This is a genomic window from Nonomuraea sp. NPDC050783 (assembly GCF_040802095.1).
In the GTDB taxonomy this organism is placed as follows: Bacteria; Actinomycetota; Actinomycetes; order Streptosporangiales; family Streptosporangiaceae; genus Nonomuraea.
The window spans coordinates 1-17,253 of the sequence record NZ_JBFAHK010000027.1 but is presented as its reverse complement, the minus strand read 5'-3'; the positions used below and the strand labels follow the sequence as shown (position 1 = coordinate 17,253).

The following is a 17,253-nucleotide window of genomic DNA, read 5'->3' as shown; positions in this document are numbered from 1 at the left end:
CACCGGTCGCATGCCCGATCATCCCCAACAGGGCATGATCACGCCAGTGACGTCCCGCGCCGTCCCGCGAGCGATCGTCACGCCGCACCGGATGAATCCTCTCCGGCGTTCCGAGCCGATGTGCCTCGGGACCGCGCGCCCGTACGAGAAAGATGCCATGGGGGCCAGCATCATCATGAAGAAGCCGATACCAAACCATGCGCGGACCTTGCAGGACAGGATCGCGCACTGGTCGGAGTCGACCGGGATCGCCGTGGAGGTCTGGGCGCTGCCGAAGGTGCCCCTTCCTCGCGACATGGAGGGCCTGCTCGTCAGGGTGATGGGCACGATGTTCGCGGCGATCGAGGGGCACGGGCAGGCGCGAACCGTGTCGTTCGCGCTCACCCTGGCGTCGAGCGGCCTGCGCATGACCATCAGTGACGACGGGCCCGGCATGGCGGTCGAGCTGCTGAGGAGCCGGCTCTCCCTGGAACGCGACAGGATGACCGCCCTCGGCGGCGGGCTGACGCTGAACAGCGTGGCGCAGGGGGGCACGACGTTGACGTGCGGCATCCCCTATATCGCCGTCCCCGCAAAATCCAGACTCGTCAGTCTAGTTTCATGAACTAGCCTGTATAGTGGCGTGGCAAAGCCCTCGCGTCCCATCGGGGCGCGGCTCCGGGCACCCGCACACGACCACGAAGAGGGCGCCGATCCGATGAAGACCTATGTGATCACCGGTGGCACCGACGGCATCGGTGCCGCCCTGGCCCGCGAGCTGTTCTCACGCGGCGACCACGCCGTGATCATCGGCACGGATCCGCGCAAGGGCCGGCGGCTCCAGGACGAGGCGGCCTCCACACCGGGAGACCTGACCTTCCTCCAGGCCGACCTCAGCCTGGTCGCCGCCACCCGCCACACCCTCGACCGGCTCACCGATCAGCATCCCGTCATCGACGGCGTGGTGCTGTGCGCCCGCTTCATGCACTCCCGCCGCACCGAGACCGAGGAAGGGCTGGAGCACAACTTCGCGCTGTTCTACCTCAGCCGCCTGCTGCTCAGTTACGGCCTGCTCGGCCCGCTGCGCAACGCGGACCGGCCGGTCATCGTGAACGTCGCCGGCCCCGGCCACGACACCCCGATCACCTGGGACGATCTGCAGAGCACCCGGCACTACGACCTGGTGGGGGCCATGTTCATGACCGGCCGGCTCAACGACCTGCTGGGCCGCTCCTTCGCCGAGCGCCACGGCGACGGCCCGGTCCGCTACGTGCTCTTCCACCCCGGCACCACCGCCACCAGCTACGCCGGGAAGGTGGACCCCGCCACCGCCGCCTACCTGAGGCAGCAACGCGCGAGAGCCAAGCCCGCCACCGCCGTGGTCCCCCCGCTGCTGCGCCTCCTCGACGACCCGCCGGCATCCCCGCTGACCGCCTTCCAGCTGGCCACCGAGCTGGACGTGCGCTCAGAGCTGTTCTCCGCCGAGGACGCGCGGCGCCTGTCACGCCTCACCGACGACCTGCTGGCCCGGCTCCGCTGAGCGGCACGCCGGCCGGGTGCCGGCCGCGCCTATGCTGGGGGCCATGAGTGGAGCCGTCGCGGCCCGGGGCCGGATCGACAAGCGGCAGGCCATCCTCACCGCCGCGTTCGCCGTCTTCGCCCACGCGGGATACGCGCAGGCCGGGGTGGACACCATCGCGGCCAGGGCGGGAGTGGCCAAGGCCACCGTCTACAGCCACTTCGGCGACAAGGAGAGCCTGCTCCGCCAGGCCGTCGCCGCCGCGGCCGACCAGGCGCTGGCCGCCAACCTGACCGCCGTCGACCAGCTCGCCGACCGCGACGCCGACCTGCGCGCGGCCCTGGAGGGCGTCGGCGTGCGCCTGCTGCGGTGCCACTGCGACGAGAGCTCCTGGGCGCTGCGCCGGCTGCTGGCGGCCGAGATCCACCAGTTCCCCGACCTGCTGGACATCATCCACACCCGGGCGGCCGACCGCGTCGCCGAGGCCCTGGCCGATCGGCTGGCGCGCCTGGCCCTCGCCGGCCACCTGCACACCCCCGACCCGCTCCTGGCCGCCGAGCAGTTCTTCGCCCTGTTGACCGGCCCGATGGACAGGCACGCCCGCCTGGGCACCCGGCCCGTCCCCGACGCCGACCTGCGTGCCTTCTCCCGCGCCGCGGTCGACACCTTCCTGCGGGCGTTCGCCCCCAGGAGTGCCGTGTCCCAGGGATGAGCGGCCCTCTCCCGCACGTCCGGACGAGCAGGTCCTGAGCCGGACCGGCGGGCCGCGGGCGACCGGCGGCGGGGTGCGGCGGCCACCTGCGGGGGATCCGGACGTCCGGAACTTTGGGTCTTTGCGGATGATCGGGCGATCCTCACTCTCGGTTCAGGCGCCGGCACCATCCCATCCCGAGCGCCGAGGAGGACCAGGTGAAACGCCGACTCGTCATCCTGCTGGCCGCCCTCAGTCTCGTCAGCCTCACCGGCATGACGGGCGCGGGGGCCGCCGCCGAGCCCCCGCCGAACAAGCAGTACCGCGTGCAGGGCCCGGCCACCGCGCAACAGCGCAGCGCCGTCGCCGCGACCGGCGCGGCCATCGATGAGGTGGCCGCCGGCTCGGTGCTGATCACCGCCACCCCCGCGGAGGTGGCCGCCATCAAGCGGCTCGGTTACCGGGTGACGCAGGCTCCTCCGCCCGCGCCCGCGTCCGGCGTCCGGACCTTCGACTTCCCGCCCGCCGACTCCGGCTACCACAACTACGCCGAGATGAACGCCGAGATCAACTCCCTGGTCGCGGCCCATCCGGGCATCATGAGCCAGGCCAGCTACGGCACCTCGTACGAGGGCAGGAACCTGCGCCTGATCAAGATCAGCGACAACGTGGGCACGGACGAGGCGGAGCCCGAGATCCTCTTCACCGCCCACCAGCACGCCCGCGAGCACCTGACGGTGGAGATGGCGCTCTACATCATGCACCTGCTCACCGACAACTACGGCACCGACTCCCGGATCACGAACCTGGTCGACAGCCGCGAGATCTGGATCATGCCGGACCTCAACCCCGACGGCGGCGAGTACGACATCGCCACCGGCAGCTACCGCTCCTGGCGCAAGAACCGCCAGCCCAACTCCGGCTCCTCGGCCGTCGGCACCGACCTCAACCGCAACTGGGCCTACAACTGGGGCTGCTGCGGCGGCTCCTCCGGCTCCACCTCCAGCGAGACCTACCGGGGCGCGAGCGCCGAGTCCGCGCCCGAGGTCCTGGCGACGGCGAACTGGGTGCGCAGCCGCGTCGTCGGCGGCGTCCAGCAGCTCAAGGCGCACCTCGACTGGCACACCTACAGCGAGCTGGTGTTGTGGCCCTACGGTTACACCACCGCCGACACCGCGCCCGGCCTGACCCAGGACGACCGCGACGCGCACGCCACGCTCGGCCAGAACATGGCCGCCACCAACGGCTACACCCCGGAGCAGGCCAGCGACCTCTACATCACCGACGGCACCATCGACGACTGGCTGTGGGGCGTCTACAAGATCTTCAGCTTCACGTTCGAGATGTACCCGACCGGCTCCAACCCCGGCTTCTACCCGCCGGACGAGCAGATCGTCCCGCAGACCACCCGCAACCGGGAGGCGGTGCTGCGCTTCCTGGAGTACGGCGACTGCGTCTACCGGATCATCGGCAAGGAGAGCCAGTACTGCGGCACCGGCACGCCGCCGGTGACCGTCTACTCCGACACGTTCGAGACGGACACGGGCTGGACCGCCAACCCGTCCGGCACCGACACCGCCACGCTCGGCCAGTGGGAGCGGGGCGACCCCGAGGCCACCACGTCCTCGGGCGCCAAGCAGCTCGGCACCACGGTCAGCGGCACGAACGACCTGGTGACCGGCCGGCTGGCGGGCGCCTCCGCCGGTGACAACGACGTGGACGGCGGCGTGACCTCGATCCAGTCCCCGCCGATCACGCTGCCCGCCTCGGGCACGCTCACCCTGTCGCTGTCGTGGTACCTGGCGCACGGCTCGAACGCCTCCAGCGCCGACTACCTGCGCGTGCGGGTCGTGGGCGGCTCGACCGCCACCGTGCTCAACCAGCCGGGCGCGGCCGCCAACCGCAACGGCGCGTGGGCCACGGCCACCGCGAACCTGAGCTCCTTCGCCGGCCAGACCGTGCGCATCCTGGTGGACGCCGCCGACGCCTCGACCGCCTCCCTGGTCGAAGCCGGCATCGACGACGTCAAGATCACCCAACAGCCGTAGCCGACCCACTCCACCCCGCCGTACGAGCTTCTGGGTTTCGTGCGGCGGGGTTTCTGCTCGCCTTCAGCCCTGCCGTACGAGCCTCTGGGTTCGTGCGGCGGGGTTTCTGTTCGCCTCCAGCCCTGCCGTACGAGCCCCCGGGTTTCGTGCGGTGGGGTTTCTGTTTTTGGGTCTTGTAAGGGCGGGTTGTCAAAGCTACGATCGCGGCAACTCTTAGGAAACTTTCCTAACAGTAAATGACCAATCGGACAAAACCTTACTGCCTCCGCAAGGACACCTGCCCGCGCGCAGCCCGTGCCGTACGGCTCGCGCTCTCACCCCCCGGCGCGAGCCGTGCGGCACGTCACCCCCGTAAGGACAGAGCCCGTGAAACACCGCGCGATCCTCCTGGCGTTCACGACCCTCGCCCTGACCCTCGTCACAACCCCCACCTCCGCCCAGGCCCAGGCCGCGACGCCGTCGGCGACCTTCGCCAAGGTCGCCGACTGGGGCTCCGGCTTCGAGGGCAAGGTCACCGTCACCAACGCCACCACCACCCCCATGAACGGCTGGAACGTCCAGTTCGATGTCCCCTCCGGCTACTCGATCCCGTCCGCCTGGGACGCGGTCATGACCAGGAGCGGGCAGCACTACACCTTCACCAACCCGTCCTGGGCGCCGGCCCTGCCCGCCGGGGCGAGCGTGAGCTTCGGCTTCAACGGCAGCCCCGGCAACTTCCCCGGCATCACCGGCTGCACGCTCAACGGATCGCCCTGCGACGGCGGCGGCCCGTCCCCGGGGACGCCCGGCAGGCCCGGCACCACCGCCGCCACCAGCACGGACACCTCCATCACCCTCACCTGGGGCGCGTCCTCCGGCACGGTCACCGGCTACCGCGTCTACGAGGGCGCCGCCGTCAAGGCCACCGTCGCCGGCACCACCGCCACGATCGGCGGGCTCGGCGCCTGCGAGAGCCACACCTACACGGTCAAGGCGTACAACGCCGCGGGCGAGTCGGCGGCCGGGGACCCCGTGACCGCCACCACCACCGGCTGCACGGGAGGCGGCGGCGGAACGCTGCCCAAGCACATCCTCACCGGCTACTGGCACAACTTCGTCAACCCCGCGACCGAGCTCCGGCTCTCGGCCGTGCCCGCCGAGTACGACCTGATCGCCGTCGCCTTCGGCGAGGCCACCGCCGCCGCGGGCCAGGTCGCCTTCACCGTGGACCAGGGCCTGGCCACGGCGCTGGGCGGCTACACCGACGCCCAGTTCAAGGCCGACGTGCAGACCCTGCACCAGCGGGGCAAGAAGGTCATCCTGTCCGTCGGCGGCGAGGCCGGGCGGGTGCAGGTCGCCGACTCGGCCGCCGCGACCCGGTTCGCCGACTCGGTGTACGCGCTCATGCAGAGCTACGGCTTCGACGGCGTGGACATCGACCTGGAGAACGGCCTCAACGCCACCTACATGGCCCAGGCCCTGCGCGCGCTGCGGGCCAAGGCCGGCGCGGACCTGATCATCACCATGGCCCCGCAGACCATCGACATGCAGTCCACCGGGATGGAGTACTTCAAGCTCGCCCTGTCCATCAAGGACATCCTCACCGTCGTCCACACCCAGTACTACAACTCCGGCTCCATGCTCGGCTGCGACCAGCAGCAGGCGTACGCGCAGGGAACCGTCAACTTCCTGACCGCGCTGGCCTGCATCCAGCTGGAGAACGGTCTGCGCCCCGACCAGGTGGCGCTGGGCCTGCCGGCCGGGCCGGGCGCGGCGGGCGGGGGCGTCGTCCCGCCCTCCCTCGTCAACCAGGCGCTCGACTGCCTGGCCAAGCGGACCGGCTGCGGCACCTTCGTGCCGCCCCGCGCCTACCCGGACATCCGGGGCGCGATGACCTGGTCCATCAACTGGGACGCCAGCAACAACTGGTCCTTCAGCAAGACGGTCAAGCCGCACCTCCAGGGAATGTCATGAAATTTCGTAGCAGACTCACCGCATTAGTCGCCGGCACGACCCTCGCCCTCACCGGCGCCGGCCTGGCCACCGGCGCCGCCACCGCCCAGGCCGCCACCGCCACCGTCCGGACGGCGGCGCAGCAGCAGCTCGCCGCCGCCTGGGCCCCCTGGACCGCCTACGCCGCCGGCGCGGTCGTCACCTACAACGGCGTCGACTACGTCTGCCTCCAGGCCCACACCTCCCAGCCCGGCTGGGAGCCGCCGAACGTCCCCGCCCTGTGGAAGGTCTCCTCGGGCGGCGGCACCGACACGAGCGCGCCGTCCGTGCCGGGCAACCTCCGCTCGACCGGCGTCACCTCCAGCAGCGTCTCGCTGGCCTGGGACGCCTCCACCGACAACGTCGGCGTCACCGGCTACGACGTCTACCGGGGCGGCAGCCTGGTCACCACCGTGACCGGCACCACCTACACCGACACCGGCCGCGCCGCGAGCACCAGCTACACCTACACCGTGCGGGCCCGCGACGCCGCCGGCAACGTCTCCGGCGCGAGCAACGCGGTGACCGCCACCACCTCCGGCGGCACCGGCGCGCCCGGCCAGCCCGGCACGGTCAGCGCCTCCGTCACCGACTCCAGCGTCTCGCTGAGCTGGGGCGCCTCCTCCGGCACGGTGACCGGCTACCGCGTCTACGAGGGCACGACCCAGAAGGCGCAGGTCACCGGCACCAGCACGACGATCTCCGGTCTCGGCGCCTGCACCACCCACACCTACACGGTGAAGGCGTACAACTCGGCGGGCGAGTCCGCGGGCCGCGACGTCACCGCCACCACCAGCGGCTGCACCGGCAACCCGGCGAAGATGCCCGGCGCCCCCTACCTCTACATGGGCTGGGGCAACCCGCCCGACCCGGGCGCGGTCATGGACGCGACCGGCGTGAAGTCGTTCACGATGGCGTTCATCCTGTCCAGCGGCGGCTGCACCCCGGCCTGGGACGGCAACCGGCCGCTGACCGGCGGTGCCGACCAGCAGGCCATCAACACGATCAAGTCGAAGGGCGGCAGCGTCCAGGTCTCCTTCGGCGGCTGGCAGGGCAACAAGCTCGGCCCCAACTGCTCCACCCCGCAGGCGTTCGCCGGCGCGGTGCAGCAGGTCATCAACGCCGTCGGCCCGGCGGTGGTGGACTTCGACATCGAGAACACCGACGAGTTCGAGAACTACACCGTCCAGGACCGCATCCTCAACGGCCTGAAGATCGTCAAGGCGAACAACCCGAACGTCAAGGTCGTCGTCACCTTCGGCACCACCACGACCGGCCCGAACGCCCACGGCATCCGCCTGATCAACCAGTCGAAGGCGCTCGGCGTGCCGATCGACAACTACACGATCATGCCGTTCGACTTCGGCAGCTCCAACATCTACCAGGACACGGTCAACGCCTCCGAGGGCCTGAAGAACGCGCTGAAGAACGCCTTCGGCTGGACCGACGCCCAGGCGTACGCCCACATGGGCATCTCGGGCATGAACGGCCTGTCCGACCAGCAGGAGCTGACCAGCACCGCCACCTGGACCCAGATCCGCGACTGGGCCAGGTCCAAGGGGCTGACCCGGCTCGCGTACTGGGCCGTCAACCGCGACCGGGGCTGCCCCGGCGGCGGCGTGACGTCCAACTGCAGCGGCATCGCCCAGCCCGACTGGGAGTTCACCAGGATCACCGCCGGCTTCTGAGCCGCCGGTTTCCGACCTGTCGTCCGGGGGCCGCTCCGCTCGTCCGGGGCGGGCCCTCCCGCCGAGGAGCCCCGCATGAAGCTCAAGGGACCGGCGGCCGTCGCCGCGCTCGTCCTGACCCTCACGGCCACCCCCGCCCAGGCGGCCGACAACCTGGTGAACCCCGGCTTCGAGTCCGACCTGGCCGGCTGGTCCTGCGCGGCCGCGCAGACCGTCACCTCCCCGGTGCACGGCGGTACGAAAGCCCTGAAAGCCACCCCGGCCGGCACCGACACGGCCCGCTGCTCGCAGACGGTCGCCGTCCAGCCGAGCACCGCCTACCAGCTCTCCGCCTGGGTCCAGGGCGGCTACGTCTTCCTCGGCGCGACCGGCACCGGCGGTACGGACCCGCAGACCTGGGGCTCCCCGGGCGCGGCCTGGGCCCAGCTCAGGACCTCCTTCACCACCGGCCCGTCCACCAGGTCCGTCACCCTCTACCTGCAGGGCTGGTACGGCCAGGGCCCCTACCTCGCCGACGACGTGGTGCTCGACGGCCCCGGCGGCGCCCCCGACACGCGGCCGCCGACCGTGCCCTCCGGCGTCAGGACGGGCGCGGCCACCTCCTCCAGCCTCACCGTCACCTGGTCGCCCGCCACCGACGACGTGGGCGTGACCCGCTACGAGGTCTCCCGCGACGGCGGCGCCCCGGCCACCGTCACCACCACGTCCCACACCGCCACCGGCCTGGCCGCGAGCACCGCCTACCGCTTCAAGGTCCGCGCCTGCGACGCCGCCGGCAACTGCTCCGCCTACAGCCCCGAGGTCACCGGCACCACGACCGCCGGGGGCGGGGGCGGGGGAGGCGGCACGCTGCCGAAGCGGGTGCTGGTGGGCTACCTGCACGCCTCGTTCGCCAACGGATCCGGATATATCAGGATGAGCGAGGTCCCCTCCGAGTGGGACGTCATCAACCTCGCCTTCGGCGAGCCCACCTCGGTCACCTCCGGCGACATCCGCTTCCGCCGGTGCCCCGCCGCCGAGTGCCCCGCCGTCGAGTCCGAGGCCGACTTCATCGCCGCCGTCAGGGCCAAGCAGGCCCAGGGCAAGAAGGTGCTCATCTCCATCGGCGGCCAGAACGGCCAGGTCCGGCTCGCCACCACGGCCGCCAGGGACACGTTCGTCGCCTCCGTCGCCGCCATCATCGACCGGTACGGCCTCGACGGCCTCGACGTCGACTTCGAGGGCCACTCCCTCGCGCTCGACCCCGGCGACACCGACCTGGCGCACCCCACCACCCCGGTCGTCGTCAACCTCATCGCGGCGCTGAAGGCGCTCAAGGCCCGCTACGGCGCGTCGTTCGTGCTCACCATGGCCCCCGAGACCTTCTTCGTCCAGCTCGGCCACCAGTTCTACGGCCCCGGCCCGAACGGCGCGGCCGACCCCAGGAGCGCCGCGTACCTGCCGGTCATCCACGCCCTGCGCGACGACCTGACCCTGCTCCACGTGCAGGACTACAACTCCGGCCCGATCAAGGGCCTGGACGGCGCCTACCACACGATGGGCGGCGCCGACTTCCACGTCGCCATGACCGACATGCTGCTCGCCGGCTTCCCCATCATGGGCGACCCCGGCAACGTGTTCCCGCCGCTGCGCCAGGACCAGGTGGCCATCGGGCTGCCCGCCTCGGTCAACGCCGGCAACGGGTTCACCACGGTCGCGGAGGTGCACAAGGCGTTCGACTGCCTGGCGAAGGGGACGAACTGCGGCTCCTACCGGCCGCGCGGCGTCTACCCGGGCCTGCGCGGCCTCATGGCCTGGTCCGTCAACTGGGACGCGTACAACGGCTCCGAGTTCTCCCGGAGCCACCGCGCCTACCTGGACGCCCTCGGCTGACCCAGCCGGACGAGCTGCGTCGGCTTGATCGGCACGCCGAGGCCCGGCGGGCGGTACGTCGGCAGGGCCTCGCCGTACTCGTGCATCCAGGCATGGTCCACCAGCAGCCGCATCCGCCCCTCGGCGGCCGGGCCGCCCGGCTCGGCCGCCGACGCCCGCCCGGCCAGCCTGGCGACCGCCGCCGCCACCAGCTCCGTGGCCGGCGGCGCCAGGTCGCAGTGGTCGTCGGGCCCGATCAGCAGGTCCACGCCGGGCGGCAGCGGATAGATCGGGCGCGGCAGGGCCAGCACGCGCGGCGGCGGAGCCATCGGCCAGCCGTCGCGCACCGCCTCCAGCAGCACCGACCGCGACGTGCGCCGCGCGAACAGGCCCTCGGCCAGCGCCCAGCTCAGCGCCCCCACGTCCGAGCGGTCCTCGCCGCAGGCGTGCAGGCACAGGTAGGGCACCAGCGGGATGCCCGCCGAGCCCGCCTGCGCCCAGCCGCCGCCGCACCCGGTCAGCACCAGCAGCGCCAGCATGGCCCGGTAGGCGGTGTCGACGTGCGGGGTCTCCAGCCGGCCCGGCACGATCACGCACCGGCCGCCGGTCTTCTCCGCCGTCACGCCCAGCTCTCGGGCGATCTTCAGCGCGCGCGAGGCGGGCACGCCCGTGCGGGGCTCCTGCCAGCCCGGCGTGTACGGCTCCGCGCGGTCGCCGTACCCGTCCGGCCAGCGGCCGGGCAGCCCGGGACGCGCCACCCCGTAGGCGGCCAGCAGCAGGTCGAACACCGTGGTCAGCAGCTCGCCGCCCTCGCGCAGCACCGGCACGCCGCGCCGCAGCACGCCGGGGCCGTCGTCGAAGCGGGGCAGCAGCACCTCGGCCGCGTCGGCCGCCTCGCCGCCGTACACGCTGAGCCGGTCGCAGGTCCGCCCCGCCACCACCTCGCCGGGCACGTACGCGCCCTCCCGCTCCCGCAGCCGCACCAGGAACGGCAGGTCGGTGGCGGCCATCGCGTGCTCCTCGAACGGCGTGCGGTCCAGGAAGAACTCCTTGAGCAGCACGTGGCCCATCGCCATCGCCAGGGCCCCGTCCGTGCCGGGCCGCACCACCAGCGTCTCGTCCGACAGCCGCGTCGGATGCGTGCCGATGGCGACGACCTTCTGCCCCTTGTAACGCCCGGCGATCACCCAGGGCGTGCTCGCGGTGCGCCCGAGCCGGTCGTTCTCCCCCCACAGCAGCACGTACGCCGCCCGCCCCCAGTCCTCGGCCCGCGGCGGGCCGCAGAAACGCGGCCCCAGCACCTGCTCCGGCGCGCACGGGTGCTCGGTCAGCACCGCCCCGCCCAGCCCGCCCACCAGCTCCGCCAGCGGCGAGGTCGCCAGCGCCGCCACCCGCTCGGGCCCGTGCTCGGTCGCCGTGTGCACGATGGCCGCCGCGGCCAGCTCCGCGGCGGTGCCGTTGTCGAGCGGCACCCGCCGCTCGCCCCGCGTCCCGGTGTATTGCTGAGAATTGCCTGTGAGTTTCGCCCACGCCGCGACCGGGTCGCGCAGCCCATCCCTCACCTCGAAGTAGAGCCTGACCAGTGTCTGATTGACCAGCGATCCCCCCATGCCAAAAGTTGACCACAAAGCGTGAGGTCGTATCGCGATACGTGTCGGCATGTCGGGGATAAGAATCGGAAGCCCAGGTGGCAGCACCCAGATTGATGCGGCAGGCTAGTTCCCGCCATGGATTACGCACTCCTCACGGGGATCGTCCTCGTCGCCGGTGTCCTGTTCGCCCTCGTCGCGCAATGGCGCGACTGGCGTCCGCCGCTCGCCGCCGCCCTCGCGGTCGGCATCGTCGTGCGCCTGCTCATCATGTACACCTCGGCGATCGATTCATGGCAGCCCGTCGACTTCGTCGAGAGCTTCAAGCCCGCCGGCGAGGCCGTGCTCCGCGGCCAGGACCCGGTGCTGGCCAGCGAGGGCGGCTGGCACTTCCTGCCGACCATCCCGTACGTCTACGGCATCCTGCTCTGGCTCGGCATCCCCTGGGAGTACGCCGGCCGCCTGGTCACCGTGGTCGCCGACATCGTGATCATCCCGCTGGTCGCCAAGCTGGCCGGCGGCCCCAAGGCCAACCTGCGCGCCCTCCAGTACGCGCTCAACCCGCTCGCCGTGCTCATCGCCTGCGTCCACGGGCAGGTCGAGCCGGTCGCGCTGGTGTTCGGCGTGGCCGCGTTCGTGGTGGCCCGCGGCCCCGGCGACCCGCACCGGGCCGGCATCACCACCGACGTGGTGGCCAAGGTGCGCCACGGCGTGGCCGCGTACGGCGTGCGGGCCTCGGCCGCGCGGGTGCTCGGCCGCGGCGGCATGCTGCACCGGGCCCTGCTGCCCGCCGCCGACGACCGGGCCCACCTCAGGCGGGGGGCGCTGGCCGGCCTGCTCATGGGCCTGGCGCTGTGCGCCAAGAGCTGGCCGATCTGGCTGGTGCCCGGCATGCTGCTGCTCCTGCCCAATCTGCGCTCGCGGATCGCCGCGCTGTTCGCCACCGGCGTGGTGCCGGTGTTCTTCTTCGTGACGCTGCCGATCTTCGCGGGCACGGCGATCGACGAACTCCCCAAGGTCATCGACACCATCCGCGACATCCGGCCGATCGTCGGCGAGTACGGCTGGACGCCGTGGTTCACCAACGGCGACTGGGCGCTGCGCCCCGACCTGGCCTCGTTCGGCACGAACCTCATCTACGTCTGCGTCGTCGCGGTCGTCCTCTACTGGCGGCGGGCCGACCCGATCGACATGACCACCGCCATCCTGCTGATCTTCATGGTGGTCACGCCCCGCCTCGGCGCCCAATACCTGCTGTGGTTCATGCCGTTCCTGGTCGCCCGGCCCACCCGGTTCGCCTGGCCGGCGATCATCGCCGTCTCGACCTGGGCCGGCTACGGCTACCTCTACATGACCCAGTTCGACACCAACACCTGGTGGCACCTGCACTCGTTGTGGTCGCGCGCCTCGATCGTGCTGCTGCCGATCCTGCTGCTGGCCATGCCGTGGGGCCGCCGCGACGCGACGGCCCCCGCCCTGGTCACCTCCCCGGACAGGACCAGGGTCACCTCAGCGGCATAGCCGCTCCCACAACGTCACCCACTGGTCGGGGTGGACGTGGCCCACGACGGCGTCACGGGCCACCCCGGCGGCCCGCAGCGCGGCGTCCACCCCCTCGTAACGGATGCGCAGCGAGGCCCGCACCGAGCCGCCGACCCCGCCGAACCCCAGCTCCACCAGCTCCTGGTACGAACGCCGCCCCCGCACCAGCGGCTCGGGCCTGCGCTCGATCCGCAGGATCGCCGAGTCCACGGACGGCACGGGACGGAAGCTCTCCCTGCCGATCGTGTCGCCGAGCCGCCAGCAGAACCACGGCCACGACTCCACCGTGACCAGGCTCCAGCGGCCGTAGTCGCCGGTCCGCTTGCGGGCGTACTCGCGCTGCGTGAGCAGCGTCGCCGAGGTCAGGCCCGGCGCCCGCAGGCACCAGTCCACGATCCGCGACGTCGCGGAGTAGGGGATGTTGCCCACGACCGCGAACGGCTCGCCCGGCGCCCGCGCCGCCGCGAAGTCACCCCTGATCACGTCGATCCTGGAGTCGTCGCGGGTGCGCGCGGCCAGCCGCCCGGCCAGCAGCGGATCGAGCTCGTAGCCCAGCACGCGGGCCCCCGCCGCCGCCAGCGCGAAGGTGAGCGCCCCTTCCCCCGGCCCCGGCTCCAGCACCAGCCCCTTCGGGGCGGCGGCCTTCACGACCAGATCGACGGCGTGCCGGTCCACCAGGAAGTTCTGCGAGAGCGAGCGCCGCGCCCGATCCCGAGGCGTGCGGCCGCCACCGCCGTTCCTGGCCTTCTTCTGCGTGTGTGAATAGTTTCCGTGCGCGAAATTCTGCGCCACAGCACTGCCCTTCCGGGTCTTCGAGAGTGAACGGGTCTCGAAGGGCCCTGGGCACGCGTGCGGACGCGCTGTTACCGGTTCATCGACGCGCGTCCGTCAGCGGGCCAGAGCCCGGCCGCGGCGGATGCGGATGAAAACCTGGCAGCAGAACATCGAGGTCATGCGCGCCACCCTAGGCAGGCGCCGAGCGAGCGGGCAACGCAATTTCCGTACGGCCACCCTCGTGGCGGCCGGGCGCGTCCGATTCGTACAAGAGCGCGGGGAGGGCCGGAGGTAGCGTCAGGGTGACAACCCCCTACGGCTCGCGTGCCACCGTGTCGCGGGGTAGGAGGTGCCACCACATCGCCGCGTCCATCCGCGGCAAAACCAGCGAAAGGGGACCTTCCATCATGGATGTACTCGATCGCGCGGAACGTTACCTGTACCTGAACGCCAGGCTCATCGACCGGCTGCGCTTCGCCGCGCTCTTCCGCGACGGCGACCGCGAGCGAGTGCTGGAGGTGCTGCGCTGCTACCAGAACCCCGACGGCGGCTTCGGCCACGCCCTCGAACCCGACCTGCGCGGCCCCGGCAGCCAGCCGGAGCCGGTCGAGGTGGCGTTCTGGATCCTGGACGAGCTGGACGCCTTCCCCTCGCCCATGGTGGCCGCCGCCTGCGACTACCTGAGCCAGGTGACCACCGGCGACGGCGGGGTGCCGTTCGTCCTGCCCTCCGTCCGTGACGACCCGCGCGCCCCCTGGTGGGAGAGCGACGACGACCCGCCCGGCAGCCTCGTCCCGACGGCCTCCATCGCCGGGCTGCTCCACAAGCACCTCATCACGCACCCGTGGCTGGCCGCCGCCACCGAGTTCTGCTGGTCCGCGATCGCCGCCGTGGACGAGCCCAGCCCGTACGACGCCCGGGCCATCGTCACGTTCCTGGACCTGGTGCCGACCCGCGAGCGGGCGGACAGCGAGTTCGAGCGGCTGCGCGAGGCCATCCTCGCCACCGTCACCCTCGACCCCGCCGCGCCCGGGGAGGCCCACTTCCCCCTGGACTTCGCCCCGTACCCGCTCCGCCTGCCGCTGTTCACCAAGGACGTCCTGGACCTCCACCTGGACGCGCTCCTCGACGCCCAGTCCGACGAGGGCGGCTGGAACGGCAACTGGACGATGTGGACGCCGCTGGTGCGGCACGAATGGGGCGGCCACGTCACGGTGCAGCGGCTCAGGACGCTGCGCGCGTACGGGCGACTCCCGGCCTCCTGACCCGCGCACCTCATCGGCGGGCGGTTCCCGCCACCGGGCCTCCGGCGGGCGCCCGCCGATGAGCACCTTGTCGGTGCCGTCGCGTACGTTGACGGCATGTACGCGGAACGCCCTCCGGCCCCCGACCTCGCCGCGCGCATCGCCTGCCGCTGGCAGCAGGTCGCCGAGTCGGACACCGTCCAGCTCGTGGTGCCCGACGCCTGCGTCGACCTGATCTGGGGCCCCGGCGGCCTGTTCGTGGCCGGCCCCGACACGGGTCCGATGCCGGCGCGGATGGCGGCGGGGGAGAGGTACGCGGGGATCCGCTTCAGGCCGGGCGCGGCGTCCGGCGTCTTCGGCGTCCCGCTCCACACGCTCCGCGACCAGCGCGTCCCCCTCGCCGACCTCCCCGCCGCCACCTACCCCGGCTTCACCTCCCTCCTCTCCACCACCACCCCCACGACCACCACCCCCACGACCACCACCCCCGACCCCGCGACGGACACCGCGATGCTCGCCGTGATGCATGCCGCCCTGGACACCGCGATCCGCACCCGCCTCGGCCGCGCGATCTCGCCCTCTCCGGTGGCTCCGGTTGCTCCGGCTATTCCGACTGCTCCGGCTGTTCCGATCGGTCCGAACGGCCCGACCGTTCCGACCGCTCGGACCGTTCGGACCGCCCGAACCGCTCCGACCGCCCCGGCCGCTCCAGTTGACCCCGCCGTCCTGGTCGCTCCAGTCGATCCCGCCGCCCCGATCATCGCCCGAGCCCTGCGGACCGGCCGCTCGGTGGCCGAGGTGGCCTGGGACCTCGGCCTCAGCGAGCGCCAGCTCCACCGCCGCAGCGTGGCCGCCTTCGGCTACGCCCCCAAGACCCTGCAACGCATCGTCCGCTTCCAGCGCGCCCTGTGCCTGGCCCGCGCCGGCGTCCCCCTGGCCACCGTCGCCGTCCGGGCCGGCTACACCGACCAGGCCCACCTGTCCCACGACGTCAAACGCCTGAGCGGCGTCCCCTTGCGCACCCTCGCCCCGCCCCTGCCCCCGCTCCCGTCAGCCGTTCCCGTCCGGTGACCTGCCTGATATCAACGCCTGCGCCCACTTGGCACTCGGATCGCTGTCGACCAGCAGCGCCAGCGCGAGCAGGCTCAGCGGAATGGCCAGGATCGCCCCGAGCGGCCCGAGCACGAACGTCCACAACAACAACGACATGAACGTCATCGTCGTGGAGAGCCCCACCGCGTCCCCCAGGAACTTGGGCATGATGAACGACTGCGTCACCACGTTGATGACGATGTACGCGGCGATGACGAGCACCATCGACTTCACCCCGCCGTCCAGCAGCGCCAGCATCGCGGGCGGCAGCAGCCCGATCACGAACCCGACGTTCGGGATGTAGTTCGTGATGAGCGCCAGCACCCCCCACAGCAGCGGCAGCGGCACCCCGAGGAGCGAGAGCGCGATCACGTCGAGCACCGCGTTCAGCAGCCCGAAGATGGTGGAGACGATCAGGTAGCGCCGCGTCTTGTGCGCGAACGTCGCCAGCGCCGTCACCAGCCTGGGGCGGTTGCCCTCCCCGGTGGCGAGGATCCTCGCGGTGACCGGCGCGTCCAGGCACATCGCCAGCAGCAGCACCACGATGAGGAACAACGCCGACAGCACCCCGATCAGGCTGCCGAGCAGGCTCTGCGCCAGCCCCAGCACCCGGCTCGGATCAAACGCCTGCAGCGCCCGGTCGAGCACGTCGTTGCCGAGCCCGTACGAGGCCGCCTGCTTCTGCGCGTCCACGAGCAGCTGCTGGAACTGGTCGGTGTAGGTGGGCAGCAGGGAGGCGAGCTGCGCGACCGAGATGGTCAGGATGCCCACCATCCCCAGCAGCACCAGCACCACGATGAGGAAGGGCACGGTGACCTGTGCCCAACCCGGCGCGCCCCTGGCTTCCAGCCACCCGCGCACCGGCGCGACCGCGATGACGAGGACCAGGGCCAGCACGACAGGCCCCACGACCGAGCTGACCTCGCGCAGGCCGAACAGGGCGACCACCGCGCCGGCTATGCCCACGAGGATGATGAGTGCCCTGGGCAAGGGTTGATCTCGCACGCCCGCTTCCTACCCCGGGTGCGCGCGCGGGGCCGCCGATTTGACGGTTCCCAGGACCGTACATAGAGTTCACCAGTCCCGAGAGGACAGCGGTGATCGCTGGCCTCACTTCGAGGACGACCTCCTGACACCTCCGCTCCGTGGGCGTGCGCGTCCATGCGGAACGGCTGGTAAGTTAGAGGGGTTGCCCCGGAAACGGGGTGTGGATTAATTCCAGCAGGTCGTACCGGCCCGGTCAATTTGACAGGAAACGGAACGGC

Annotated in this window: 13 protein-coding genes; 10 read left to right on the top strand and 3 right to left on the bottom strand. The window is 71.8% G+C overall.

The genetic code is table 11. The features are described from left to right. The first annotated feature begins 10 nt into the window (after positions 1-10). The 7 genes from AB0H75_RS42965 (at position 11) to AB0H75_RS42935 (ending at position 9,768) form a co-directional block, all read left to right on the top strand. Positions 11-604, top strand: coding sequence for a hypothetical protein (locus tag AB0H75_RS42965; RefSeq protein ID WP_367806430.1), 594 nt, complete (start codon positions 11-13; stop codon positions 602-604). Positions 605-697: 93 nt separating this feature from the next. Then, the gene (locus tag AB0H75_RS42960; protein WP_367806428.1) at positions 698-1,519 is read left to right on the top strand and encodes an SDR family NAD(P)-dependent oxidoreductase; all 822 of its coding nucleotides are present in this window, start codon (positions 698-700) and stop codon (positions 1,517-1,519) included. 43 nt (positions 1,520-1,562) lie between these two features. Next, positions 1,563-2,210, top strand: a complete 648-nt coding sequence (locus AB0H75_RS42955; protein WP_367806426.1) for a TetR/AcrR family transcriptional regulator — start codon at positions 1,563-1,565, stop codon at positions 2,208-2,210. 197 nt (positions 2,211-2,407) lie between these two features. Beyond that, entirely contained in the window at positions 2,408-4,237 is a 1,830-nt protein-coding gene (locus AB0H75_RS42950; RefSeq protein WP_367806415.1) for a M14 family zinc carboxypeptidase, read from the top strand. Between the two features lie 366 nt (positions 4,238-4,603). Then, positions 4,604-6,190: a chitinase gene (locus tag AB0H75_RS42945; protein ID WP_367806413.1), complete on the top strand. Its 1,587-nt coding sequence runs from the start codon at positions 4,604-4,606 to the stop codon at positions 6,188-6,190. Further along, on the top strand, positions 6,187-7,896 hold the full coding sequence (locus tag AB0H75_RS42940; protein ID WP_367806411.1) for a carbohydrate-binding protein: 1,710 nt from the start codon (positions 6,187-6,189) through the stop codon (positions 7,894-7,896). Before AB0H75_RS42945 ends, AB0H75_RS42940 begins: the two co-directional genes overlap by 4 nt. 75 nt (positions 7,897-7,971) lie before the next feature. Continuing rightward, positions 7,972-9,768 (top strand): chitinase, encoded by a 1,797-nt coding sequence (locus AB0H75_RS42935; RefSeq protein WP_367806409.1) that lies wholly within the window; start codon positions 7,972-7,974, stop codon positions 9,766-9,768. Here AB0H75_RS42935 and AB0H75_RS42930 read toward each other — a convergent pair. Continuing rightward, positions 9,747-11,357 (bottom strand): molybdopterin-dependent oxidoreductase, encoded by a 1,611-nt coding sequence (locus AB0H75_RS42930; protein WP_367806407.1) that lies wholly within the window; start codon positions 11,355-11,357, stop codon positions 9,747-9,749. The genes AB0H75_RS42935 and AB0H75_RS42930 overlap by 22 nt on opposite strands. A gap of 117 nt (positions 11,358-11,474) precedes the next feature. Between AB0H75_RS42930 and AB0H75_RS42925 the strand changes: the two genes are divergently transcribed. After that, positions 11,475-12,857 (top strand): hypothetical protein, encoded by a 1,383-nt coding sequence (locus AB0H75_RS42925; RefSeq protein WP_367806405.1) that lies wholly within the window; start codon positions 11,475-11,477, stop codon positions 12,855-12,857. Here AB0H75_RS42925 and erm read toward each other — a convergent pair. Then, positions 12,846-13,670, bottom strand: a complete 825-nt coding sequence (gene erm / locus AB0H75_RS42920) for an ErmE/ErmH/ErmO/ErmR family 23S rRNA (adenine(2058)-N(6))-methyltransferase (protein ID WP_367806403.1) — start codon at positions 13,668-13,670, stop codon at positions 12,846-12,848. The two genes, AB0H75_RS42925 and erm, sit on opposite strands and share 12 nt — an antisense overlap. 389 nt (positions 13,671-14,059) lie before the next feature. Between erm and AB0H75_RS42915 the strand changes: the two genes are divergently transcribed. Together AB0H75_RS42915 and AB0H75_RS42910 are read left to right on the top strand one after the other, a co-directional pair. After that, positions 14,060-14,917 (top strand): hypothetical protein, encoded by an 858-nt coding sequence (locus AB0H75_RS42915; protein ID WP_367806401.1) that lies wholly within the window; start codon positions 14,060-14,062, stop codon positions 14,915-14,917. A 96-nt stretch (positions 14,918-15,013) separates the two neighbouring features. Then, positions 15,014-15,967 (top strand): DUF6597 domain-containing transcriptional factor, encoded by a 954-nt coding sequence (locus AB0H75_RS42910; RefSeq protein ID WP_367806399.1) that lies wholly within the window; start codon positions 15,014-15,016, stop codon positions 15,965-15,967. Here AB0H75_RS42910 and AB0H75_RS42905 read toward each other — a convergent pair. Continuing rightward, positions 15,947-16,993, bottom strand: coding sequence for an AI-2E family transporter (locus AB0H75_RS42905; RefSeq protein ID WP_367806397.1), 1,047 nt, complete (start codon positions 16,991-16,993; stop codon positions 15,947-15,949). The two genes, AB0H75_RS42910 and AB0H75_RS42905, sit on opposite strands and share 21 nt — an antisense overlap. Positions 16,994-17,253 lie beyond the last annotated feature (260 nt).

Bases quoted from the DNA above. Each gene is read 5' to 3' on its own strand.
- AB0H75_RS42965 (WP_367806430.1), top strand. From the start codon at position 11: ATGCCCGATCATCCCCAACAGGGCATGATCACGCCAGTGACGTCCCGC.
- AB0H75_RS42960 (WP_367806428.1), top strand. From the start codon at position 698: ATGAAGACCTATGTGATCACCGGTGGCACCGACGGCATCGGTGCCGCC.
- AB0H75_RS42955 (WP_367806426.1), top strand. From the start codon at position 1,563: ATGAGTGGAGCCGTCGCGGCCCGGGGCCGGATCGACAAGCGGCAGGCC.
- AB0H75_RS42940 (WP_367806411.1), top strand. From the start codon at position 6,187: ATGAAATTTCGTAGCAGACTCACCGCATTAGTCGCCGGCACGACCCTC.
- AB0H75_RS42935 (WP_367806409.1), top strand. From the start codon at position 7,972: ATGAAGCTCAAGGGACCGGCGGCCGTCGCCGCGCTCGTCCTGACCCTC.
- AB0H75_RS42930 (WP_367806407.1), bottom strand. From the start codon at position 11,357: ATGGGGGGATCGCTGGTCAATCAGACACTGGTCAGGCTCTACTTCGAG.
- AB0H75_RS42925 (WP_367806405.1), top strand. From the start codon at position 11,475: ATGGATTACGCACTCCTCACGGGGATCGTCCTCGTCGCCGGTGTCCTG.
- AB0H75_RS42915 (WP_367806401.1), top strand. From the start codon at position 14,060: ATGGATGTACTCGATCGCGCGGAACGTTACCTGTACCTGAACGCCAGG.
- AB0H75_RS42910 (WP_367806399.1), top strand. From the start codon at position 15,014: ATGTACGCGGAACGCCCTCCGGCCCCCGACCTCGCCGCGCGCATCGCC.